Raw genomic sequence first — 22,665 nt, 5'->3', positions numbered from 1 at the left:
GTTGTGAATTATGTGGGTCTCATTTGCACAGCGGCTCCCTGGAGGGACAACAGCAAGAGGTGGGTGTATTTAAACAGCATGACTCAGGCAGGAGCCGACCTGGCTTTCCACCCCCCTCCCTGCAGAAAGGGGTGCTGGCTAGTTGAGATCCTCGTCTTATCTTACTGCTGGCAGGATCCTGAGGGTGGAGGTTGCATTCATTCTAGTTTAGGCAGCCTCTGGAGTACCAACTTCCAACTGTTGCCGATTCCCCTCACCCAGGCTAGACTGGCTGCCACCCAGAGGGCGGGATCTTGGATCAACTGGCGCGTCGGCTTGCTCACCTCAAACCAAGGGTGACTCACCCGCAAATACCCCAGCAGTGATCGGCTCTGTAAACTGACGCAGCCAATGCCGCCGGGCACCGTGGGCCAGATAAGCCACTCCAGGTCGATGTGGTCGTCCTCTAGGGTGCTGGGATCACTCTGGAAGCTGGCTTCCAAACTGGGGAACTGGCCAGCCGCTGCTGTGTCGCTTGGAACTGGAGCTAGCTGTGGACACGAGGCTCAGGGTGGAGGGTAGAGAGGATCTCGGCTTCTACTTGCAGCAGGGTGTCCAGACGCTCCTGCACCTGGTCGGCGGGGAACTGTGCCAGGGCCAGATCCAAATACAACTGCCAGTGCCGTTCTTCAGCCGCTGCCAGCCAGAGGTAAAACTGCCGCAGGTCGGGATCGGGGAGGTGAATTCCCAGCAGGCTTAGGCGTTCGTGGCTGCGAGCTTCGATGATAGCGGCCACTAGCAGTGCATCCAGAAGACGCTCTGGCTCATGGCGGCGCAGGTGCTGGTTGAGGCGGCTGGCGTAGGGAGCCGCTGGCAAAGGCCTAAGCGGGATCCCCAGCCGCTGCAGATGGCGATGGACTCGCTCAAAATGCTGCAGCTCCTCCCGCGCCAGCGGCGACAGAGCTTCCACCAGCTGCCCGTTGGCTGGGTAGCGGAAGAGGAGACTGAGGGCGTTACCCGCCGCTTTTTTCTCGCAGTTGGCGTGGTCTAACAAGACGAGGTCGAAGTGACGAATGGCCTGATCGATCCAGGCCGCAGAGGTAGGGGAAGCCAGTTGGAGGGTAACCACAGGTTCGAGAAAAGCGCAAAAAAGTTTTGTCAAGAACAGTTTCTCTGCCCCTTCTCCGCCAGGGGCTTGGGAAGAGGGACAATTGGATCTTAGCGTTGCCCCTCTCCCTGCTTAGACAGCCCTGGACAAGGCTGGGGCATTTAGTGGCTTAGGGCCAAGGTCTTTCCTGCCACAGTTGCCGCCATTTCCTCCAGGAGCTCCTCCGTCTCCTCCCAGCCGATGCAGCCGTCAGTGATGGAGACGCCGTACTGGAGCGGTACCCCCTTCTGCCAAGTTTGCTTGCCCGGCTTGAGGTTGCTCTCGAGCATGAGTCCCATCAAAGCCCGCTGCCCTTCCTGGTATTGCCGCAGCACTGCTCGACAGACGGATCCCTGCCGGCGGTAGTCTTTGTGGGAGTTGTCGTGAGAGCAATCCACCATCACTGAGCGCGGGATCCCTTGATCCTTCATTAGCAAAGCCGCCCGCGCCACATCTTCCGGCCCGTAGTTGGTCTTGCCGCCGCCCCCCCGCAACACGATATGCCGGTCGGGGTTGCCGGTGGTTTTTACCAAAGCCGTCATGCCGTCTTGGCCAATGCCCAGAAAACTGTGGGGGTGGCTAGCGGACACGATAGCGTTAAGGGCAATCTCCAGCCGCCCGTCAGTGCCGTTCTTGAAGCCCACGGGCATGGAGAGGCCGCTGGCCATTTCCCGGTGGGTCTGGCTTTCAATGGTTCTAGCGCCGATGGCCGCCCAGCTCACGAGATCGGCTGTGTATTGAGGAGTCACTGGATCCAGCATCTCTGTGGCGCAGGGCAAGCCCAGCTCGTTGATCTGCAGCAGGATGGAACGGGCCAGTTGCAAGCCGGTGGCGATATCGCAGGAGCCATCCAGGTGGGGATCGTTAATGAGGCCCTTCCAGCCCACCGTGGTGCGGGGCTTCTCAAAATAGGTGCGCATCACAATCACCAGGTGCTCGCGGGTTCGGTCGGCCACCCGCTTGAGGCGGTGGGCGTACTCTAGCGCCGCTTCCGGATCATGGATGGAGCAGGGTCCAACAATTACCACCAAGCGATGGAGATCCCGTCCGTGGATGATGTCGCGGATGGCCTGCCGTGTGGAGAGCACCACCTGGGCGGCCCTTTCCGTGAGGGGCAGCTTGGCTTTGACAGCAGCAGGGGTGATCAAGGGAGTTACCTCTTGAATGTTGCAGTTGTCGGTTTGGGGGGGCATAGCACCGTCGTCCTTATTGCTGCAATGCAAGTGAGGGATTAAACCACCGAGCCATCAAAAAAGCCCTGGCTCTAGGCCCAGGGCTTCAGGACGGACTCGAGTAAACTTAGCTTCTGAGTTTACGCGCCACCCTTCCGCCCTGGTTGCCGCCAGGGAAAGGTAAAGTAGCCAAAAAAGGTAGCGCGCCAGGTCATTTCCAGAGCAAGGAACTCGAAATCTGACGGATGAGACGAGTATGGCGAAAGTATACCCGAAAAGAAACCAATTTGCCAAGGCAGGTTTAGGTTCTAGGCTGCTCCCAGGCTTCCCCATCAGAAAACGAGGAGCCGCCTTCCGCTGCTGCAGTCTGACAAGGCCGTAGCAGCAAGAGCCCCGCAAGCCTGGCAGGAACCGAGGCCATCAGCCCATCTCGGCGGGTAGACACGCCCCAAGCCTGGGGGATAAGCAGGGATCCCCGCTAGGATCCCGTCAGCGCCTCCAAGCCCTCAACCCGCACAAACCCAATGACCTGCATTTGGTCAGCGGCTATCTCCAGCTTCAGTACCCGCACCTGGATCCCCAGCTCTTCCAGCTCTTGCAGGTCAAACACCTTGCTGAGTCCTCCCAAGAACGCCTGGGTGATCTCGTCAGGAACCCGCACCGAGCCGATGGCAAACTCTGGCTCCTGAAGCCGCAACCTGCGTCCCTCTTCCACCTGGATCCCGGCGTTGAACACCACCTCAACTGCCTGCTCCCTGCTGCCGTCTTTCTCCACCAAGAGAGCGGCAAGTTGGAGGCGGTCAGGCTCCAAAAACTTGGCGCGCGGCTGGCGCAGTTCAAAATAGCGGGGTTCGTTCCCGCCCCCACCCAAGGGCAGATCTGCCTGGATCCGCTGAAACTGCCTGAGCACCTCAGGCGAGTTGAGAGCAGCATTGAGATCCTCCTGACGCACCACGACCTGAAATGCTGCTTGCAGGGGCTGTCTCAGCCGCAAAGGAGCTCCTTGGAAAAAAGCAGGGTCGATAGCGACTGGGTCGGTTTCCAGCTCCAGAAGCTCCAGGCGCGGAAAGGGTGCCCGGTACAGCCCCCGCCCGGCAACCAGAAGGCGCTCCGCCTGGCCATTGAGTAGGCGGTAGTTAGGCTGGCTCTGGATGCGTACCTCCAAAACCTCTGCTTTATCCAGCTGGGTTAGGAGCATTTGGCGCGCTGCCTGCTCTGCCCAATAGCCTGCCCCTGACCCCAAGGCGGCCAGCAAGGCCACTAAGGTTGCCAGGATCTCCATCCTTGCCGCCGCAGTCTGGCCTCACACAGGCTCGCCCGCGGATCCTTTGTGAGGGCTGGCTTCAATGGGTCGGTTGCCAAGAAAAGTTTTGGCAACCTTCAGACCACCTGCCATCACTGGGCGGTTGAGGGCGGGGTCATGGACGAATTTGAGGCCAGAGGCAACTATTGGGCGCCCTTCGCCCCAGGTATCGACCACTTTTAGCGTGGCAGCCGCAACTGGACGTCCATCCGCAAAGTAATCCACCACCTTTAGGGTGGAGGCCCCTACTGGTCGCTGGTCGATCTCAATCTCGCTGAACTTCACAGGGCTGGGAAACACTGGCGGGCCGATCCTCTCTCCCCCCTCCTGAGCAGCCGGTAGATCAGCACTGGCAGGCCGAGGAGCCAAATTGAGGCCGTTGCCTTGCTCCGGAGAAGTTTCTTGCTGCGGCAGCGGGCTGGGAAGACCCGTGGAAATGGCCATAGGAACCTCCTCCGTTACAGACGATTAACTTTGGAACAGGCTTTTGCCATCCTCAGCCCGGATCAAGAAAGCTGGGATCGGCGTCTCCGGATTGCTAAAGCTAAATCCTGAAGATATTCTAAACTAAGTCTAGCCTGGGATCTGCCTTTCCCTTCAGCTGCGAAACACTAGCAAGAAGAGAGGGAGCAGGAGAAGCTTAGCAGGCTGGGAGGCTAGTGCAAGGAGTACTGCAATACATAGGCCCCCTCCTGTCTTGGCTTGCAGGTGTTGGCTCGGAGGGTGTACGTGCCGCTGCGAGGCAAAAAGGCAATCAACAGGGCATCGGTGCCGCCACCCTGGTCGTCATCCCAAGCCATCACCTTCCCCTCCGGATCTAACAGTTGCAAGAAGGCATCGAAGTCAGAGCTGGTCAAGGAGGCGACCAGGATTTGGCCAGGGCGAGCAGTGATAGGGTATTCCTCCATCCAACTGCCATCTTCCGGGTGCTGAAGGGATCCTTCCTGGAGACGGCCCGATAGGGTTTGCTGCCAATTGACCTGCGTGAGGGTATAGGTCAGCCGGTAGGAGCCGCTGGCAGCCGGCTCACAGCTAGTGGCCCGCAGGGTGTAGGTGCCTTCCTGCGGCAGCCGCACTGCCAAGAGGGCGTTGACATCTAGGCCCGAGTCATCGTTAAAGCCAATTACCCGTCCCTGCTCGTCCACCAGCTCCAGATAGGGGTCAAACTCTTCACTCTCCAAGGCGGCAATCACGATTTGCCCAGCCTTGGCCACAACAGGGATCCCATCCCAGTAGCTGCCATAGGCGCGACTAACCTTGTCCTCCCCTGTGAGGCCTCCCCTTAGGGTCTGGCTGTCTCTTCCTAGGACAGATGCCAGCGGGGCTCTCCCTAGGTCTAATAGCTGGCAGCCACCTGTCAGGGCCACCCAACTAAAGGCTAGCCAGGCTCCCCAACGGCGGAACAGTGGAGCAATGGGAGGCAACTTCCCCATCGAGGCTCTGGATTTCAATTCTACCCCCCAGAAGGGGGACAAGGACGGCCATCACAGCTTCTCCCAAGCTTGCAAGACAGCCTCTAGGGCCAGCCGCCCGTGGCTGAGATGGGTTCCTCCTTGTAAATAGACAATGTAGGGCTCCCGCAGCGGTCCATCGGCGGAGAGCTCCGCGCTGCTGCCGGCCACAAACGTGCCCGCCGCCATCACCACTGGATCGGCGTAGCCGGGCATCACCTCTGGAATTGGGGTGAGATAGGAATCTACCGGGGAGCTGCTTTGGATGGCGCGGCAAAAGGCCTGCAGCTTCTGTGGGGATCCCAGTTGAATGGCCTGAATGATGTCAGTGCGCGGTGCTTGGGGCAGCGGAGAGACGGGATAGCCTAAGTCATGGAACACCTGGGCGGCCAGGTGAGCAATCTTGACGGCCTCGGCCACCATTTGCGGAGCTAAGAACAGCCCTTGGAACAGCAGGCGGTTGAGGTCGAAAGTTGCTCCTCCTTCCGAGCCGATCCCCGGTGCCGTCAGCCGGCAGGCAGCTTTCTCCACCAGTTCGGCTCGCCCTGCCACATAGCCCCCTGCTGGAGCCAGGGTGCCACCTGGGTTTTTGATTAGGGATCCAGCAATCAAATCTGCGCCTACGTGGGTGGGCTCTTGGGTTTCCACAAACTCGCCGTAGCAATTGTCCACCAAGACCACCACTTCGGGGTTTTGCGCCTTGACCATCTGGATCATCTCGGCAATCTGGGCAATGGAGAAGCTGGGTCGCCAGGCATAGCCACAGGAGCGCTGGATGTAAACCAAGCGTGTTTGCGGCTTGAGGGCGGTTTTCAAGGCCTGCCAATCGACATCTCCTTCTCGCAGATCCAACTGGCGATAGGTAACACCGAACTCCCGCAAGGATCCCCGGCCGGACCCCCTTATCCCAATGACCTCCTCCAGAGTGTCGTAGGGGGGGCCAGTGATGGCCAACAGCTCATCCCCTGGGCGCAGCACCCCAAACAGAGCACAGGCAATGGCGTGGGTGCCGGAGACCATCTGCAGCCGCACCAGCGCCGCCTCGCAGCCCATGATCTGGGCAAACACTCGGTCCAAAACCTCCCGCCCCTGGTCGTCGTGGCCGTAGCCCGATACGCCGGCAAAGTGATGGGAGCCCACCTGCTGGTCGCGGAAGGCTTGCAATACCCGGGCCAGGTTCTGCCTGAGAACTTGGTCTACTGCCCGAAACCGCTCCCCCAGAGCCGCTTCCGCTCTGTCCAACAGCTCAGCTACTTTCAGCGGGATCCCTGCCACCTCCCCCCCTTTTCCACCCCAACTTGCTTTGAGAGCAATCTCCAGAAGCCGAAGGCCACTTTTTGGACCTACTGACGCCAATATTGGTGTGGAATCCTGATCTTGATAGAAAGCTTAACTTCAGTCAACATCTCTTCACTTCCTTTGGTTATTAGCTTAGCTAGTTTAGACAAGGCAGCCAACGTCGCTTCTTGTATAATAGGATGAAGTAGCACGGCAGTTCCAAGCAAAAATAAGGGAGTCGCTTAGCTGGCTAGGAAAGCCAGAAGGAAGTTGTGGACTGCAATTCGGCAGGAGAGGGAAAATTCTGGTCGTTTAGTCTCCCGAATTCAGCAGGGAAGTTGGATCAATCAAAAATTAAGGCAATCTAAATTTATCCTTAATCTCCAGTTCAAAGCCAAGAGTGAGGTGTTAACCTAGACTTAACTCCAAAGGTTAGTGCCCTTGCAAAAGCCGCACTTTAGTCAACTTTCATTGCCCCCTTTGGCCAGTCGGCGGGCAGGGAGGGTGTGGAAGCTTCTTGCAAAGGTTAGGCACTCACTTGAGGCGTAGACTGACACACTCGGGAGAGTTTCCATGGCGAAGCTTGTGATCCAAGGAAAAAACATCGAAATTACCGATGCCATCCGCAGCTACGTTCAGGAAAAAATTGAGCGAGCTGTTAGCCATTTTGCTCAGATCACCAGCGAAGTGGATGTCAATCTGTCGGTAGCCCGCAACCCCCGCATCAGTGCCAACCAATCTGCCGAAGTTACCGTTTACGCCAACGGCACTGTCATTCGAGCGGAAGAAAGTACTGAAAACCTTTACGCCAGCATCGACCGAGTGGCCGACAAAATAGCCCGCAAGCTGCGCAAGTACAAAGAGCGCAATGGCGTTCACCGCATCCGCCATTCTCCCAAAACTTCAGTGGCGGTGGCCCAGCAGCCGCCCACAAATCCTGTGAATATGAATCGGCAAGCGGAGCTGCCCCCTGAGGTAGTGCGCACCAAGTATTTCGCCATGCCGCCCATGACGGTTGAGGAGGCGATGCACCAGTTGGAGCTGGTGGATCACGACTTCTACGTGTTCCGCAACATCGAAAATGGCGAGATCAACGTCCTCTATGTCCGCAAGCACGGTGGCTATGGCTTGATCCGCCCCCACCCTAGCGGCTAGCTGCAAGATGCTTGGCAGCCCTGCTACAGGTCATTTTGCCCTGGCGACTGCGTCTAGCCCTCGTCTAAGCCCTCAGCCGCCAAGAGACTTCCCAACAGGCAACAGCTGGTGCAGGAACTGATCCTAGTGTTGGCGCAAGCTGCCCAGGTCAGGCCCATGGTTGAGCAAGACGAAGTAGGTGCCATTCGGCAACTGTCCCAACATCATCAGGCGATTGGGGGCAGATCCCACCTGGGCGACCGTGCCGGGAGGTAAGGTGCGCAGCTGCAGGGGGCTGTGGCCAAGGCCGGCTACAGGTAGGATCCGCGCTGGATTCTCGTCTGTGGCCGCCAGCAGATGCTGCCACAGATGGGCCAGGGCACGGGGGGAGAGATGCAGTTCCTGCCCCTCTAGACGAATCTCTGCTTCGCTGGGGAGGAGGGCAGGATCCAACTGGGCAGCCGGCTCAGTTACCAAGCGCCGCCGCAGGTACTCCACCAGGGCTTTTGGGCCTCCCAGTTCCGCCAGCAGGGCTGCTGCCATGGCCCAGTCGATGTTGCTGTTGAGAATCTGCAGCAGGGATCCCAAGGGCGGCGAGGTATAGCTAACCCGGCAATGGAGCTCAGCAGGCAGTTCCTCTAGCGTTGATCCAGAGCCGCCGAGGGCTACAGGGTAGGGCTGTTGGGGATCCCGAAGGAGTTCGGTAAGCCGGCGGGCGCTAGCTAGAGCGTCGGGCTGGCCCAGAAAGCGGAAGGGGGGCACCACCTTTACCTCGCCGTCAATCTGGCGAATGCCAAGGCCGTGCAGGTGGCGCGCTAGCTCGACGACATTGGCCTCCCGGAAATAGGGATCCCCGCCCCCCACCACAACCAAGTCTCCCTTCAGGCGCTGGCCGGAGCGATAGCCGGTGGTGTAAAGCGATGCTCGTAGCCCCAGGTCTCTAGCGCCATCAGGCTGAGGGCCAACTGATCCAAGGCTCCTGCCGGCAAGGGTTGATCCAAGAGGTGCTCGGCCAGCAGCTTGCCTTCGGTTGTCCAGAGGAGGATCCCTTGCTGGGAGAGGGCCCCTCCTTAGGCAGCCAACCCCTGCAAAAAGCCCGACAAGACCACAGTGTAGGGAGAACCTTGCTCCTGGGGCGACTGCTCACGGGGCCACCAGGGCGGAAGGCCAGGCGTGCCGCTAGGAGAAGGCAGGGGTGGTGGCGGAGTAGGGATGGGAGGGAAAAGATCCTGGGTGGAAGAGGGAGCCGCAGCCCTCCAGCAGATCCCCAAAACCAAAGAGCAGGCTAGGGGGATCCCTGCCCAGAAGCAACGGGAGCGCAGCCCTGGCGGGATGGACAACATGCTGACCTCACAGGCAAGACTTGAGGCTACTCTACTGCCATGCAGAGGGTTCTGGCAAATTGCTTTGCCTTGCTGCTAGGCAGTTGGCCGTAAAGCCAGGAGAGTGGACTCCTGCCTACAAGAGAGGCCAAGATCAAGGGCACAGCAGTACTGCCCTTGGAGGAAGACATCCGGCCTGCTCTGCAGGGGCCGATTGATCCTCAGCTTCTGCAAGTGCTCCCTTCATGCCCAGAGATCTGCGCCGCTTCATTGCCCTCCTAGAATCCCGTGGCCAGCTCCGCCGCGTGACCGCCGAGGTGGATCCCGAGCTGGAAATTGCCGAAATTGCCGATCGCCTCTTGGCCTGCGGTGGCCCGGCGCTGCTGTTTGAGCGGGTCAAGGGATCCTCCATGCCCCTGCTCATCAACGCCCTGGGCACAGTGGAGCGCATCTGCTGGGCGCTGGGGATGGAGCGGCCGCAAGAGCTGGAGGAGCTGGGAAAGAAGCTGGCCCTGCTCTACCAGCCGCGCCCGCCAAAAGACCTTGCCCAGGCGGTGGAGCTGGGACAGGCGCTGTTCCGCGTCTTCAAAGCTCGACCCAGCCGGGAGCTGCTCCCTCCTTGCCAGCAAGTGGTGCTGCGCGATGAGGCGGTGGATCTCACGCAACTGCCCCTGTTGCGGGTCTATCCCGGCGACGCTGGGCGGGTGCTGACCTTGGGCCTGATGGTTACCAAAGATCCGGAAAATGGCATTCCCAATGTGGGGGTGTACCGCCTGCAACTGCAAAGCCGCAATACCATGACGGTGCAGTGGCTGTCGGTGCGGGGGGCAACTCGGCATCTGCGCAAGGCGGCGGCCCTGGGCCAGAAGCTGGAAGTGGCAGTGGCCATCGGGGTAGATCCTGCCGTAATCCTGGCGGCGGCCACGCCCTTGCCGGTGGATCTCTCCGAGTGGCTGTTTGCCGGTCTCTACACCGGAGAGGGATTGCCCCTAGCCCGCTGCAAAACGGTGGATCTGGAAGTGCCGGCCCACGCCGAGATTGTCTTGGAAGGCACCATAACCCCAGGGGAGGTGGCCCCCGACGGTCCCGCTGGGGATCACATTGGCTACTACGGCCCTCGCAACGAGCAGGCTCCTTTAATTCGCTTCCACTGCCTCACCCACCGCCGCGATCCCATTTACCTCACTACCTTTAGCGGCAAGCCCCCCAAGGAAAACGACATGATAGCCCTGGCCCTAAACCGCATCTACACCCCCATCCTCAGGCAGCAGGTGCCGGAGATCGTGGACTTCTTTTTGCCGATGGAGGGCCTGGGCTACAAGGTGGCCATTTTGTCCATTGACAAGGCCTACCCCGGCCAAGCGCGGCGGGCGGCCCTAGCTTTTTGGAGCGCCTTGCCTCAATTTAGCTACACCAAGTTTGTGATCGTGGTGGATAAGGACATCAACGTGCGGGATCCGCGGCAGGTGCTCTGGTGTCTGTGTTCGCGGGTGGATCCGCAGCGGGATGTGTTCATCTTGCCGGACAATCCCTTCGACGCCTTGGACTTTGCCACCGAAAAGCGGGGCCTTGGGGGCAAAATGGGGATCGACGCCACTACCAAGATCCCGCCGGAAACGGACACCCCCTGGCGGCAACCCCTTGCCCCGGATCCGGAAGTGGCCCGCCTGGTGGATCGCCGCTGGGCGGAATACGGCCTGGCCGATCTCAACTTGCAGCCGGCGGATCCGCGCCTATTTGGCTACGAGTTCTAGAGGTGGCTAAGAGGCTGGCGGGTGCAACAAGCGCTGTTCTGGGTTGCTTACCCTTGCCTTCAGTGGGCTGTGGCGAGGGTGGGCCTAAGCCTACTGGGCACCAAGGGCGGCTAACAGCTCGTCTGCCAGCATCACCGCCGTATAGACTAGGGCCTGGCGCTGCTCAGGAGACAAGTTGCCAACAGGGGTCTGGGAGTTGCTCAGGATACCTTGCAATAGCCTGCTAGCCACGTATTCCCGTTTGGAGACGCCAGGGCTAGAGATAGTGGGGTTATCCAGGGAAAACTTTTGGTGGTGCTCGAAGGGAAAGGCGTATTCAGAAGCTATCGGCATGGCTTCACTCCCAACCCAAACTTGAAGCTGCGCTCAGCCCATTTTCCTGGACTGGGAATCTTAGAAAGCAAGGTCTCAAAAAAGACACTACGGGCTATCGTATCAAGGAGATCCCTGCGTGGGGGAACAATCTTGATCTGCTCTCCCTGGGAAAGATTGCCATGCACTTAAGCGAGTCTTTTCGACGCACCAAGATTGTGGCTACCCTTGGCCCCGCCAGCTCTGATCCAGCCATTCTCAGGGAAATGATCCTGCAAGGGGCAACTACCCTTCGCCTGAACTTTTCCCATGGAGATCACGATCTCCACCGCCGCAACATCCGCCTCATCCGCCAAACGGCGATGGATCTGGGGATCCAGGTTGCCATTTTGCAAGACCTGCAGGGGCCCAAGATCCGCCTGGGCAAGTTTGCCGAAGGCCCGATTACCCTCAAGGCTGGGGATCCCTTTGTGTTGACCAGTAAGCCCGTCTTGGGAGTCTCAATCAAATAATCCCGGTAAACGGGACTGAAACCCTGGCTCTGCGCCGCCCGTTCCACCAGGTCATAACCGGGAATCAACCCCCGCCGGTAGGGCTGATGCAAACGGTCTTGCAACCCCGCCCGCAACAATTCCGGCGACCCCTGCTGCAACCCCTGGAGCAAACACCCCAACGCCCCCAGATTCGCCACCGCATCCCGATAGGGGACATGACTCGGCAACACCGCTCGAGCCTCCGCCGTAGATAAGGCAAACTCAGGAATCGCCAAAACGGGGGTCACTTCAGGATGCCAAGGAATCCCAGCAACGCATTCCCCGCAGGTCAACCGACAGCCCCCCCACCAGGCAGGCACCACATTATCGGGATGCCCCTCCAACGCCACCCCCCAAGCCAACACCTGGGAAGCCGGGAGCGGTTCCCCCAGGAAATAGTGCGCTGCCCGCAGACCCGCCACAATTGCCGTCGCCGAACTGCCCAACCCCCGCGCCAAAGGCACCTCCAATTCCAGGGTTAACGTCACCGCTGGCACCGCCTGCCCCAAGCGTTCATACACCAGGGCAAAAGCCCGATAGGCTGAATTTTCCCCCGCCACCGTCGCCCCCTGGCTAATCAGCGGTTCCCCACCCGAAATCCTGTTTTTCGGGGCTTCACCCGGATACCCTCCAGACTCGTTGGGGTTCACCAAGCCCTGCCAACCGAAAAAACCACAATCAGCTAGTTGACAGAATTTATCATTTAGGTATACACTGAAGAGCAATGCAACCTAGCGAGTTCTTTGCCGCCGGTAAAGTCATAGCTTGCCCATTGCTTAACTGTTCTATCCTAAGTTTGGTTGGGGAGCGTTGTTTTTTTACAGATTCACTGTCAGCCTGGAGGGAGTGATTTCAGAAATTTTGATCAATTATTCCAAGCGATTTGAGCAGGTCATGGTAAGCCTGAAAAGTTTGCCATCGCCACTTGTAAACCCCGTTAACCTTATTTACCCCAAAGGAGTCGTTTATGCGTCGGTATTTGTCTGCTTTCCTGATTAGTGTATTAGTCTGCTGGATGTTGGTAAGCTGTTCTTTTTTTCAATCGTCAACTTCAAATAATTCTGAATCTGTCACTCAAAGTTCTCCCATGAATGATCCCTATGCCCAGCAGGTTATGGAGGGGTTAGCCTACTTGCAAAAACGGGCGGATGAACAGCTTAAGTTAGCGGAAAATCTCCTGGTCGCCCTAAAAAGTGGGGATATTAATCGTGCCCGGCAGGCTTATGTAGAGGCTCGTCCTCCCTATGAAGAAATTGAAGTTTATGCGGCTAGTTTTCCCGAAGAAGATGAAGCTATTGATGCTCGCCCCTATGCCATTAAAGGTGGGGAAACTTCGGAAAATTATCGCAGTATTCACCGGATCGAAGCCCTTATCTATCGGGACAATAACTTGGCGGCGGCAGTGCCCTATGCTGAAAAATTGGTGGATAGTGTGAAATCCCTGATTGCTAAACTCAACGATCCTAAAAATTTCAATTCATCTTTAAATTTTGCCGGAATGTTAGCTTTGGCGGAGGAGATTCCTTCCAAAAAAATTTCCGGTGAAGAAGAAACCTGGTCAGATCAAAGCATTTTAATTTTCAAGCACAACTGGATTGGGATTCAAAGTCAATTTGAACCCTACAAATCCAAACTTGACCCGGCCTTGGTAGCGGAGGTTGATCAAGCCTATAAAAATGCGATGGCAACCATTATGGAATTTACCATTCCGGGAAAAGTCATAACCAAACCCTACAGTTCGGTGAATGCCCAACAGCGGGGTAAAATTGTCGCCGCCGCCTATGCCTATCGAGATGCTTTAGCCAAGGCAAAAGTGGCTTTGAATATTCCCGACCCACCGGAAGCATCTGAGAGTTGCAAGTGAATCATGGGCACGTCTATCAATGCACAACGATGGCAATAGGACATGAGTCTCAATCAAATAATCCCGGTAAACGGGACTGAAACCCCGCTTGTCGGCTGAGCCGGAAGAAGGCAGGGATCCTTTTGGGGATCCGCTCAGGTATTGTGGGGATAGGCACTGCAGTGGCTAAGCCGAGGGAGACTGTATGGAGTGGCTTCTTTTTATCCTGTTTTTAGCTCTGGCTGCCGGGATCTTGGCTCTAGCCCTTTACCACGAAAAGAAACGTCGAGAAGCTCTGGAGCGGGTAGCTGCACAGCTAGGAATGCGCTTTTCTGCCCAGTTGCCTGAAGAGATTCGATCTCGCTTGTTGCAAGCAGGCTTTGGACTGTTTGAACGAGGCCATGGGCGGCGTTTCTATAATTCGATGTCCAAGCGGCTGATCGATGGCACTGAGATTACCGTTTTTGATTACCAATACACCAGCGGCAGTGGCAAGAGTTCCAGCACTTATCGCCAGTCCGTCTTCTACGCCTATCACGAGGATCTTCATCTGCCCCGTTTTCGGCTGCACCCCGAAAATGCCCTTTTCCACGGCATCGCCAAAGCCTTTGGCATGCAAGATATCAACTTCGAGAGCCACCCTAAGTTTTCTCGGAGCTATCTCTTGCGAGGACAGGATGAAGCTCAAGTTCGGCTACGTTTTCATCCCGGCGTCCTCAGTTTTTTGGAGCAGCATCCCAACTATTGCGCCGAAGGAGCTGGCGCCCACCTCATTCTTTGGCAAAATGACCGACAGGTGAATCCCGAAGGGATGGCAGAATGGATGCGCTTGGGGGAAGAGTTGACTCAACGGCTGCGGCGTATGTAGTAGCAGAGCCTACGGCCCCCCGCCGCGAACGGTCAACCTCGGCCTAAACCTCACCCCAAGAGGGTGCGCTGCAATCTCAAGAACCTCTCTACTGAGCGCCGAGGGCCACCAACAAATCATCTGCCAACAACACCGCCGTATAGACCAAAGCCTGTCGTTGCTCAGGAGACAAATCGCCGACGGGAGTCTGGGGATTGCTCACGATACCCTGCAGTACTCTGCTGGCTATGTATTCCCGCTTGGAAACCCCTGGGCTGGAGATAGTGGGGTTATCCAGAGAGAACTTCTAATGGTGCTCGAAGGGGAAGGCGTATTCGGGGGCAACCGGCATCGCTCGACTCCAGATGGATCTCTACACTCTGCTTTGCCTATTTTCCCATCCTCTCTCGCTGGGGATTTTAAAAAAGCGGTGCCTCAAAAAAGACATAACGGGTTATCGTAATCAGAGAGATCCCTCTGTGGGGGAAGGATCTGGGCTGCTCTCCCTTGGGAACAGTGGACATGCATTTGAGGGATTCTTTTCGACGCACCAAAATTGTTGCCACCATCGGCCCCGCCAGCTCTGATCCAGCCATTCTCAGGGAAATGATCCTGCAAGGGGCAACTACCCTTCGCCTGAACTTTTCCCATGGAGATCACGATCTCCACCGCCGCAACATCCGCCTCATCCGCCAAACGGCGATGGATCTGGGGATCCAGGTTGCCATTTTGCAAGACCTGCAGGGGCCCAAGATCCGCCTGGGCAAGTTTGCCGAAGGCCCGATTACCCTCAAGAGCGGGGATCCGTTTGTCCTCACCAGCAAACCCCTTTTGGGAACGCAGGAGCGCAGTTGGGTTACCTACGACAAGCTGGCCCAAGAGGTGCCGGAGGGAGCAACCATCCTTCTGGATGACGGTCGAGTGGAGATGCGCGTGGAGGCGGTGGATCCGGCAGCGGGCGAGCTCTTCTGCCGCACCATTGTCGGCGGCACCCTCTCCGACAACAAGGGAGTGAACTTCCCCGGCGTGCGCCTCAGCATCCGCGCCGTTACCGAAAAAGACAAAGAAGACCTCTACTTCGGCCTCAACCAAGGGGTCGACTGGGTGGCCCTCAGCTTTGTCCGCGATCCCTCGGATGTTCTGGAGCTGCGGGAACTGATGGCTGCCGCTGGCAAGCGAGTTCCCATCATCGTCAAGATTGAAAAACACGAGGCTATCCAGCAACTGCCCCAGATCCTGGCTCTTAGCGACGGGGTGATGGTGGCGCGGGGAGATCTGGGCGTGGAGCTGCCGGCAGAAGAGGTGCCGATCTTGCAGAAGCGGATCATCGCCATGGCCAACTGCCTGGGGATCCCGGTCATCACCGCTACCCAGATGCTGGACAGCATGGCCCATAGCCCTCGCCCCACCCGCGCTGAGATCTCGGATGTAGCCAATGCCATTTTGGACGGCACCGATGCCGTTATGCTCTCCAACGAGACGGCGGTGGGCAAGTATCCTGTCGAGGCGGTGGCCACCATGGCCCGCATTGCCCTGCGCATCGAACAGGACTACTTTAATCCCCTCTACGCGGATCGCCGCCACCACCTGCGCGCTCTTGCCCGGCAAGAGTTGAGCCAGACTAGGGGTAGCTGTGCCGAGGATAATTCGCTGCGTCCCAAAGCCCTGATAGCCGATTCCATTAGCCGCGCCGTGGGGGAAATTGCCGAGGAGCTGGACGCGGTAGCCGTGATGACCCTAACCAAAACCGGAGGCACAGCCCGCAATGTCTCGCGGTTTCGCCCGCGCACTCCCATCCTGGCCGTAACACCCCATGTGGAGGTGGCGCGGCAGCTGCAGTTGGTGTGGGGGGTACGCCCGCTGTTGGTTCTGGATTTGCCTACCAGCCGCCAGACCCTTCAAGCCGCCATTAACGTAGCCCAGGAAGAAGGCCTGCTCAAGGACGGGGATTTGGTGGTGCTCACTGCCGGCACCCTGCCGGGCATTTCCGGCTCCACTGACCTTATCAAGGTAGAAGTGGTGAAGGCGGTGGTAGCTAGAGGCAGAGGGTTTGGCAAAGGCACCGTCAGCGGCCCTGCCCGTATTCTCCGCTCCGGCCTTGAGGCCAGCAAGATTACCCCTGGCGATATCCTGGTTGCCCGCGCTACTGATGCTAGCTATGTAGAGGCGATCAAGCAGGCGGCTGGAGTCATTACTGAAGAGGACGGCGTCTCCTCCCACGCAGCCGTAATTGCTCTGCGACTGGGAGTGCCGGTGGTGGTGGGGGTTAAAGATGCCACGCGCCTCATCCGCGACGGGGCTATTGTTACTTTGGACGCGGAGAGAGGCCTGGTTACTGCCGGCAGCGAGGGTTTAGGCTTCTAGCGCCGTCGTCGGGAGCAGCAGCGCAACAGCCACCTGGCGGCGGCCCGATCGCCTTCATCCCAAGCTAACCGCTCCACGGCCACCATCACCATCGAGGTAATTGCTGCCTCACTGAGACGCCATTGGGAACGCAGCTGCTGGACAGCCAGTGTAGCGGCCTCGAGGTCGCGTTTGCGAATGGCGCGGAGCAGCTCTTCAGACATCGACGAAGGCCAACCCCTCTGATCCTTTTTGCTATCTTTCTACCGCAAGAGCCAGAAGCTTCCCTTCTCCTAATGCAAAGATTTGTCTTGTTTGTCCAGAATGCCTTAAAAAAACTTCTTGGACGCTCGCTTGGGTTAGCCCGCAGGGATGGCCACAGGAGAGGGCAGTAGCCGCTCCATTGCTGCCTGCAGATCCTGGGTCAGAGCTTGGATAGCTTGCCGGCGGTTGGCCTGGTAGGTGGGCCAGCGCTCTGAGACGGAGAGGGGATCCCCGATGCGGAAACGGGCTAGCCGCGGCCCCAACTGAGGAGGAGCGACCAAGGGATTCTGGCCTTTGATCCAAGCCAGGAGGTTCCACAGCCGCAGGGCAGTTTCGGCCAGTTCCTCCGGGCTGGGCTGCTCAGGCAGAGGGCGGACGGCAAATACCATTAGGGTCTCCACCAAGCGCATATGCCAGAGGTGGAAAGTGGCCTCCGAGGCAATGCGATCGGCTAGGCTTTTTTCTACTGCAGAGAGGGCAGCAACATCGGGAATATCTTCCCGGTAGATCCAAGACCAGCCTGCCTGCTCAAGGCGATGTCGCCGCTCGATGAGGTCTCCCTGAGGTTGCAAGCCAAAGCGCTGCTCAGCCACGCGCAAAGCCAGATCCAATAAGCTTTGCAGACGTGTCCGCAGATCCCCTCCTTCTCCCCGCTTGGCCCAAGTTGCAGCAGGCAAGGCGGGGGCATAGAAGCGCTCGTAAAAGTTCTCCAGGGTCTGAATGAGGTGTTCAGCCAAGCGGAGCAAGCGGGCCATGAGAGATTCTTTGCCGACATGGGCTGAGCGCCCGGTTGGCAGGTGGCAGTTGGCCTCCATGCGGCGGAGCAACCTGTCGAGGGCTGCCCGGGGATCCCTCAAGTACTGATAGCAGAGGCCCACGGGTAGGATCAGCACTTCCTCTGGCCGACCTGCCTTGAGCAGATCTTCCACTGCCCAAAAGCTCAACTGGGCTACCCCCGGCTCCAGGGGGTTGAGCAGCCCACTCATGCCGTTGATGGTTCCCTCGGGTGCCACGGCCAATGGATAGGGGCCTGAGACTAGCTGCTCGCGGGAACTCTTCAGCCCTGCCCGATCCAGACGGCCCCGCAGAATGGGGATCCCGCCCAGCCGGGGCAAGCCCCAACTGGCAATGGCCCCCAGCCACAGTGGCAGGCCGCGGTCGTAGACAAACAGGACGTGGGGCCGCTGCCGCAGCCGGATCCCCTGTTGCCGGGCCACCTGAGGCAAAAGGTGAGCAAACAGGTACAGCAGACAGGGAGGGTCATCGAGGGTGGGGTGGCGAAAGGCTACCAACAAGCGAATCTTGCCTGCTTCAAATTGCTGATAAAGCTGAGCCAAGCGCTCCCCTCCCTCCACCTCAACGCGCGGGATCCCTTTGGTCCAGCGCAACCAAAAAGGCAAGCCGGTTTGGACAAAACGAACCACCCAAGGCGTCAATCGTGGCGGCAGAAACTGGAGGGGAGGTTGAACCGTCTGCGGCATAGGGATCCTCAAATCTAGGGTTGGCACGCTTGGTGAACCTAGGCTTTGGATCCCCTCTTAAAGAGGGCGAAGAGGCAAAACAGCCCTGCTGCAACAGTTGCTCAACTGGGCTCCCTCTGCTCAGAAGGTTTTCAACCTCCTGCTGCTTTTTTCCGGCGGCCCCGCGTCTTTTTGGGGGCAGCTTCTCCCGAGGCTGAGTCTTCCATGACCTGGCCGTTTAACACCTGCTTGAGGTGAATGTGCTTGTAGCCTAGGTGGATCTCAAACTCATCGCCAGGCTTGAGATTCATCTGCTTGGTGTAGGCAGACCCGATGATGATCTGCCCATTTTTGTGAACGCTGACGCGAAAGGAGGGCTCGCGACCGCGCTTTTCACGGCTACTTGGGCCGAGGCTGAGACCTTTTGCTGCCAGCACCGCATCGTAAAAAGCGTTTAAGTTGACGCGGAGCTTGTTGTTCTTGGTCACGGTTACATAGCCACAGCGCTTTGCCGTTTCCCGGCGCGAAAGGTGCCCCAAAGCCTCTATCTTCTGCAAGAGAGCCTTCCCGGTTAGAGGTTGTGGTGGTATATCCGACATTTTCTAATACCCTAAAGCCCTCTCTAGGATCATAACCTCCTGAAGTACTTCTGCAACCAAAAGCTTGCAGCTCTGCTCCAGGTCGTGTTTACTCTGGGGGAGAAAGGCTCTTCTCAATTGGGCCTTTAACGGCTGTTCTGGCTCTGGATAAAGCAGCAGAGAGAGGGGATTTGTTTTGCCCAAATGGCTTGGCAAGACAGCCGGAAGAAGAAAGCCTCAGCTAGCGGCAAGTGCTCACCGTTTGCTGGAAATTAGCCGTGCGCCAACTGCTGGGCTACTAGGGAGGGAAGTTGAGCCACAGGGATCCCCTCTAGGATCTCGGCGGCAAAGGCATAGGTGAGCAGTTGGCGGGCTTGGGCCAAGGGAATGCCGCGGCTTTGCAGGTAGAAGATCTCTTCCGCCTCCAGTTGGCCCACGGTGGCTCCGTGGGTGCATTTGACGTTGTCGGCGAAGATCTCCAGTTGGGGCCGGGTATCCACTCGCGCCTTGGGGCTTAGGAGGAGGTTGCGGTTGGTTTGGGCCGCGTCGGTCAGTTGGGCTTCTCGGCTGACCAGAATGCGCCCGCTGAAGACGGCACGGGCTGTCTCGTCGACAATGCACTTGTGCAGTTGGCGGCTGCTGCCCTGGGGGGCCTGATGCCGCAGGCGGGAGTGGGTGTCGCTGTGCTGGGATCCCCTCAATAGGGTCAGCCCCTGCAGGTGGGTGTGGGCCTGGGGCTCCACCTGGGCCAGCTCCAGGTTGTGGCGGGAAAACTGGGATCCCCACTGGAGGGCCTGCAGCCGGTAGTGGCTGTAGCGGCCCTGGCGCACGGCGGTTTGGTTGATGTGAAAGGCCTGGGATCCCTGCCGCTGGAGGAGGACGTGGTGCAGGCGGGATCCTTCTTCCAGGGCAATCTCGGTAACCGCGTTGCTGAAGGGGATCCCCGAGCCCCAGGAAAGGTGGTCTTCAATTAGGGTGAGGGAGCTGTAGGCTGGCAAAGTCAGCAGGCAGCGGGGCTGGGCCAAAACCGCCTCTCCTTCAGGGGCCACGGTTATCCAAAGTAGGTGCAAGGGCGGCAAAACCTTCTCGTGGGGCAAGAGCTCAATCTGGATCCCGCCGCCTAGGTGGGCGGTGTTGAGGGCGCTGAAGACATCGACCTTGGCGATGGTTTGCAACCCTCCAGAGGCAGCCTGGCTGAGGGGAGCAAGGCGCAGCGCCGACGGCAGGCCGCTCAAGTCAGAAAGGTGGGGAGCGAAGTAGCCGTTGACAAAGACGGCATAGCTGTGGCGGCTTTCCGACCACAGCCAGGGCTCCAGAGTGGCCCGGTTCAAATTCTCCTCCCCAGGGCTGGCCAGGCGAAAGGCGTGGGCCACTAGCGGCGAGAGGTCGCTGTATTTCCAGTCCTCTTCGCGCGGAGTGGGGATCCCCAGTTCCGCCAGTTGGGCACGGGCCTGCTGTCGCAGAGTGGCGTGGGAGTCCTCCACCTCCGGGATTTGGCTAAGAATGTGCTCCAGAAAGGAGCGGCCAAAACTGGCAGCGTCGCTTTCTCCAACCGACGACTTGGGCACCGCAGCGCTCATCCCACCTCCTCCCTAAGCCAGTCGTAGCCCCGCTTTTCCAGCTCCAGCGCCAAGCTCTTGTCCCCGCTAAGGACAATGCGCCCCCCTTCCATCACATGCACACAGTCAGGGGTCACATACTCCAGCAGGCGCTGGTAGTGGGTAATGAGGAGTATGGCCTTCTCGGGGCCAGCTAGCTGGTTGATGCCCTGGGCAACGATGCGCAGCGCGTCGATGTCGAGGCCAGAGTCCGTCTCGTCCAAAATGGCCAGGGTCGGCTCCAGCACGGCCATCTGTAGAATCTCGTTGCGCTTTTTCTCGCCGCCAGAAAACCCCTCGTTGACGGGGCGCTCCAAAAAAGCCGGATCCATTTTGACCAGCTCCAGCTTTTGGCGCACGAAGTCGTCAAACTCAAGGGGATCCATTTCCGGCTGATCCCGGTATTTCTGCCGGGCGTTGTAGGCAGCTCGCAGAAAATCCAAGTTGCTTACCCCTGGAATCTCGATGGGGTATTGAAAGGCCAAAAAGATCCCAGCCCAGGCCCGCTCCTCCGGTTCCATGGCCAAGAGATCCTTGCCCAAATAGAGGATCTCACCCCCGGTTACCCGGTAGTCCGGGTGGCCGGCCAGGATCTTGGAGAAGGTGCTTTTCCCAGAGCCATTTGGCCCCATGATGGCGTGGATCTCGCCAGCCCGAACTTCCAGGTTTACCCCCTTGAGGATAGGGGTTCCGTCGATCTCAGCGGTGAGATCGCGGACAGATAAAATGACAGGGCCGTTTTCCCGGATCATCTCAGCGGTTGCTCTTGAATGACCTCCAGACGAGCGTTCACCCTGGGATCGCGCAGCTAGCTAAAGTAAGCCGGCAATGGCCAATTCAGCTTGCTGGGGATCTAGCCAACGGATCCCTCTAGCTTCAAGCTCAGCAAGCGATCTGCCTCGACGGCAAACTCCATGGGCAGTTGGTTAAACACCTCCCGGCAGAAGCCGCTGATGATCATAGACACCGCATCCTCTGCAGAGATGCCGCGCGACTGGAAGTAAAACAACTGCTCTTCTCCAATCTTAGAGGTTGAGGCTTCGTGCTCCACTTTGGCGGTGTTGTTTTGCACTTCGATGTAGGGGAAGGTGTTGGCGCTGCACTGATCCCCAATCAGCAGCGAATCACACTGGGAGAAGTTGCGGGCGCCCTCTGCCTTCGGCCCAATTTTCACCAAGCCGCGGTAGCTGTTTTTGGAATGCCCCGCCGAGATCCCTTTGGAGATAATTCGGCTGCGGGTGTTGCGGCCTATGTGGATCATCTTGGTGCCGGTATCGGCCTGCTGGTAGTGGTTGGTCAGGGCAACTGAGTAAAACTCGCCCACCGAGTTTTCCCCCACCAACACACAGCTTGGATACTTCCAGGTGATGGCGGAGCCAGTCTCCACCTGCGTCCAGGAGATCTTGGAGTTGACCCCCTGGCAGAGGCCGCGCTTGGTAACAAAGTTGTAGATGCCGCCCCTGCCGTTTTCGTCGCCGGCATACCAGTTCTGCACCGTCGAGTACTTGATTTCGGCGTTGTCCAGGGCAATCAGCTCCACCACCGCCGCGTGCAGTTGGTTGGTGTCGAACATGGGGGCTGTGCAGCCCTCCAGGTAGCTGACGTAGGATCCCTCGTCGGCAATGATCAAGGTGCGCTCAAACTGGCCCGACTCGCTGTTGTTGATACGGAAATAGGTCGAGAGCTCCATGGGGCAGCGCACCCCCTTGGGCACATAGACAAAGGAGCCGTCGCTAAATACCGCCGAGTTCAGCGCCGCGTAGTAGTTGTCGGCAATAGGCACCACCGTACCCAGGTACTTACGCACCAGCTCGGGATACTCCCGCAGCGCCTCCGACATGGAGCAGAAGATGATCCCTTCCTTGGCCAGCTTTTCCCGGAAGGTGGTGGCCACCGAGACGCTGTCGAAAATGGCGTCCACCGCTACATTGGCCAGTCGCTTCTGTTCAGACAGCGGGATCCCCAATTTTTCAAAAGTCTCCAGCAGCACTGGATCCACTTCGTCCAGGCTCTTCTTCTTCTCCCGCACCTTGGGGGCCGAGTAGTAGACGATGTTTTGGTAGTCAATGGGGGGGTAGGTCACGTTTGGCCAAGTGGGCTCGCTCATCTTCAGCCACTGGCGGTAGGCCCGCAGCCGGAACTCCAGCATGAAGTCCGGCTCCCCCTTTTTGGCCCAGATTTGGCGAATGATGTCCTCGTTTAGGCCCTTGCCGATGGATTCTGAAGGGATGTCGGTAACAAAGCCGTACTTGTAGGGCTGGTTAACCAGGGCGCGGACGCTCTTAGACATGGGTGGCTCTCAAGTAGGGATTAGAAGCGCGCAAGAACAGACGGCCAACTAAAACAA

The 22,665-nt window shown here is 58.4% G+C and carries 21 protein-coding genes and 2 pseudogenes; 6 read left to right on the top strand and 17 right to left on the bottom strand.

The annotated features are described in order from the left end of the window. Positions 1 to 197 precede the first annotated feature (197 nt). The 7 genes from NW806_RS05300 to NW806_RS05270 form a co-directional block, all read right to left on the bottom strand. Positions 198 to 482: a hypothetical protein gene (locus tag NW806_RS05300; RefSeq protein WP_414410297.1), complete on the bottom strand. Its 285-nt coding sequence runs from the start codon at positions 480 to 482 to the stop codon at positions 198 to 200. Between the two features lie 44 nt (positions 483 to 526). Next, entirely contained in the window at positions 527 to 1,141 is a 615-nt protein-coding gene (locus NW806_RS05295) for a tRNA-(ms[2]io[6]A)-hydroxylase (protein ID WP_414410296.1), read from the bottom strand. A 107-nt stretch (positions 1,142 to 1,248) separates the two neighbouring features. After that, a complete protein-coding gene (locus NW806_RS05290; protein WP_414404844.1) occupies positions 1,249 to 2,319 on the bottom strand; it encodes a 3-deoxy-7-phosphoheptulonate synthase in 1,071 nt (356 codons plus the stop codon). 457 nt (positions 2,320 to 2,776) lie between these two features. Next, entirely contained in the window at positions 2,777 to 3,580 is an 804-nt protein-coding gene (locus NW806_RS05285; protein WP_414410295.1) for a DUF2993 domain-containing protein, read from the bottom strand. A gap of 21 nt (positions 3,581 to 3,601) precedes the next feature. Next, the gene (locus NW806_RS05280; RefSeq protein ID WP_414410294.1) at positions 3,602 to 4,045 is read right to left on the bottom strand and encodes a hypothetical protein; all 444 of its coding nucleotides are present in this window, start codon (positions 4,043 to 4,045) and stop codon (positions 3,602 to 3,604) included. Positions 4,046 to 4,257: 212 nt separating this feature from the next. Continuing rightward, a complete protein-coding gene (locus NW806_RS05275; RefSeq protein WP_414410293.1) occupies positions 4,258 to 5,034 on the bottom strand; it encodes a hypothetical protein in 777 nt (258 codons plus the stop codon). A 51-nt stretch (positions 5,035 to 5,085) separates the two neighbouring features. After that, on the bottom strand, positions 5,086 to 6,327 hold the full coding sequence (locus NW806_RS05270; RefSeq protein ID WP_414410292.1) for an aminotransferase class I/II-fold pyridoxal phosphate-dependent enzyme: 1,242 nt from the start codon (positions 6,325 to 6,327) through the stop codon (positions 5,086 to 5,088). 576 nt (positions 6,328 to 6,903) lie between these two features. Here NW806_RS05270 and hpf point away from each other — a divergent pair. After that, positions 6,904 to 7,485, top strand: coding sequence for a ribosome hibernation-promoting factor, HPF/YfiA family (hpf, locus tag NW806_RS05265; RefSeq protein WP_414410291.1), 582 nt, complete (start codon positions 6,904 to 6,906; stop codon positions 7,483 to 7,485). Between the two features lie 123 nt (positions 7,486 to 7,608). On the opposite strand, the gene NW806_RS05260 is transcribed toward hpf, so the two are convergent. Then, the gene (locus NW806_RS05260; protein ID WP_414410361.1) at positions 7,609 to 8,331 is read right to left on the bottom strand and encodes a hypothetical protein; all 723 of its coding nucleotides are present in this window, start codon (positions 8,329 to 8,331) and stop codon (positions 7,609 to 7,611) included. Between the two features lie 203 nt (positions 8,332 to 8,534). After that, positions 8,535 to 8,807: a hypothetical protein gene (locus NW806_RS05255; protein ID WP_414394167.1), complete on the bottom strand. Its 273-nt coding sequence runs from the start codon at positions 8,805 to 8,807 to the stop codon at positions 8,535 to 8,537. Between the two features lie 224 nt (positions 8,808 to 9,031). Between NW806_RS05255 and NW806_RS05250 the strand changes: the two genes are divergently transcribed. Continuing rightward, positions 9,032 to 10,540, top strand: a complete 1,509-nt coding sequence (locus NW806_RS05250) for a UbiD family decarboxylase (RefSeq protein ID WP_414410290.1) — start codon at positions 9,032 to 9,034, stop codon at positions 10,538 to 10,540. A gap of 90 nt (positions 10,541 to 10,630) precedes the next feature. Here NW806_RS05250 and NW806_RS05245 read toward each other — a convergent pair whose 3' ends face one another. Further along, a complete protein-coding gene (locus NW806_RS05245) occupies positions 10,631 to 10,873 on the bottom strand; it encodes a hypothetical protein (protein ID WP_414394164.1) in 243 nt (80 codons plus the stop codon). A 161-nt stretch (positions 10,874 to 11,034) separates the two neighbouring features. Between NW806_RS05245 and NW806_RS05240 the strand changes: the two are divergent. Then, positions 11,035 to 11,349, top strand: a pseudogene (locus NW806_RS05240) (pyruvate kinase); the annotation flags it as partial. Positions 11,350 to 11,396: 47 nt separating this feature from the next. Here the strand turns inward: NW806_RS05240 and NW806_RS05235 are convergent. Further along, positions 11,397 to 11,945: pseudogene (locus tag NW806_RS05235) on the bottom strand (homoserine kinase); the annotation flags it as partial. A gap of 527 nt (positions 11,946 to 12,472) precedes the next feature. Here NW806_RS05235 and NW806_RS05230 point away from each other — a divergent pair. The 3 genes from NW806_RS05230 to pyk all read left to right on the top strand — a co-directional run bounded on the left by NW806_RS05230 (position 12,473) and on the right by pyk (position 16,439). Continuing rightward, positions 12,473 to 13,249, top strand: a complete 777-nt coding sequence (locus NW806_RS05230; protein ID WP_414410289.1) for an EfeM/EfeO family lipoprotein — start codon at positions 12,473 to 12,475, stop codon at positions 13,247 to 13,249. Between the two features lie 184 nt (positions 13,250 to 13,433). Next, a complete protein-coding gene (locus NW806_RS05225; RefSeq protein ID WP_414410288.1) occupies positions 13,434 to 14,096 on the top strand; it encodes a hypothetical protein in 663 nt (220 codons plus the stop codon). Between the two features lie 501 nt (positions 14,097 to 14,597). Next, a complete protein-coding gene (gene pyk, locus NW806_RS05220) occupies positions 14,598 to 16,439 on the top strand; it encodes a pyruvate kinase (RefSeq protein WP_414410287.1) in 1,842 nt (613 codons plus the stop codon). Here pyk and NW806_RS05215 read toward each other — a convergent pair. The 6 genes from NW806_RS05215 to sufB all read right to left on the bottom strand — a co-directional run bounded on the left by NW806_RS05215 (position 16,436) and on the right by sufB (position 22,608). Then, positions 16,436 to 16,642: a hypothetical protein gene (locus NW806_RS05215; RefSeq protein WP_414410286.1), complete on the bottom strand. Its 207-nt coding sequence runs from the start codon at positions 16,640 to 16,642 to the stop codon at positions 16,436 to 16,438. The genes pyk and NW806_RS05215 overlap by 4 nt on opposite strands. 135 nt (positions 16,643 to 16,777) lie before the next feature. After that, on the bottom strand, positions 16,778 to 18,163 hold the full coding sequence (locus NW806_RS05210; RefSeq protein ID WP_414410285.1) for a 1-acyl-sn-glycerol-3-phosphate acyltransferase: 1,386 nt from the start codon (positions 18,161 to 18,163) through the stop codon (positions 16,778 to 16,780). A gap of 131 nt (positions 18,164 to 18,294) precedes the next feature. Continuing rightward, positions 18,295 to 18,741: an AbrB family transcriptional regulator gene (locus NW806_RS05205; protein ID WP_414410284.1), complete on the bottom strand. Its 447-nt coding sequence runs from the start codon at positions 18,739 to 18,741 to the stop codon at positions 18,295 to 18,297. Between the two features lie 251 nt (positions 18,742 to 18,992). Then, positions 18,993 to 20,300, bottom strand: coding sequence for a Fe-S cluster assembly protein SufD (sufD, locus tag NW806_RS05200; RefSeq protein WP_414410283.1), 1,308 nt, complete (start codon positions 20,298 to 20,300; stop codon positions 18,993 to 18,995). Further along, positions 20,297 to 21,070: a Fe-S cluster assembly ATPase SufC gene (gene sufC, locus NW806_RS05195; RefSeq protein ID WP_414410282.1), complete on the bottom strand. Its 774-nt coding sequence runs from the start codon at positions 21,068 to 21,070 to the stop codon at positions 20,297 to 20,299. Before sufC ends, sufD begins: the two co-directional genes overlap by 4 nt. Before the next feature lie 101 nt (positions 21,071 to 21,171). Continuing rightward, on the bottom strand, positions 21,172 to 22,608 hold the full coding sequence (sufB, locus tag NW806_RS05190) for a Fe-S cluster assembly protein SufB (RefSeq protein WP_414410281.1): 1,437 nt from the start codon (positions 22,606 to 22,608) through the stop codon (positions 21,172 to 21,174). Positions 22,609 to 22,665 lie beyond the last annotated feature (57 nt).

The sequence above is a fragment of the Synechococcus sp. W65.1 genome (genome assembly GCF_047461615.1).
Lineage (GTDB): Bacteria > Cyanobacteriota > Cyanobacteriia > Thermostichales > Thermostichaceae > Thermostichus.
The sequence above is the reverse complement of the archived record's forward strand: the minus strand, read 5'-3'. Positions and strand labels throughout refer to the sequence as shown.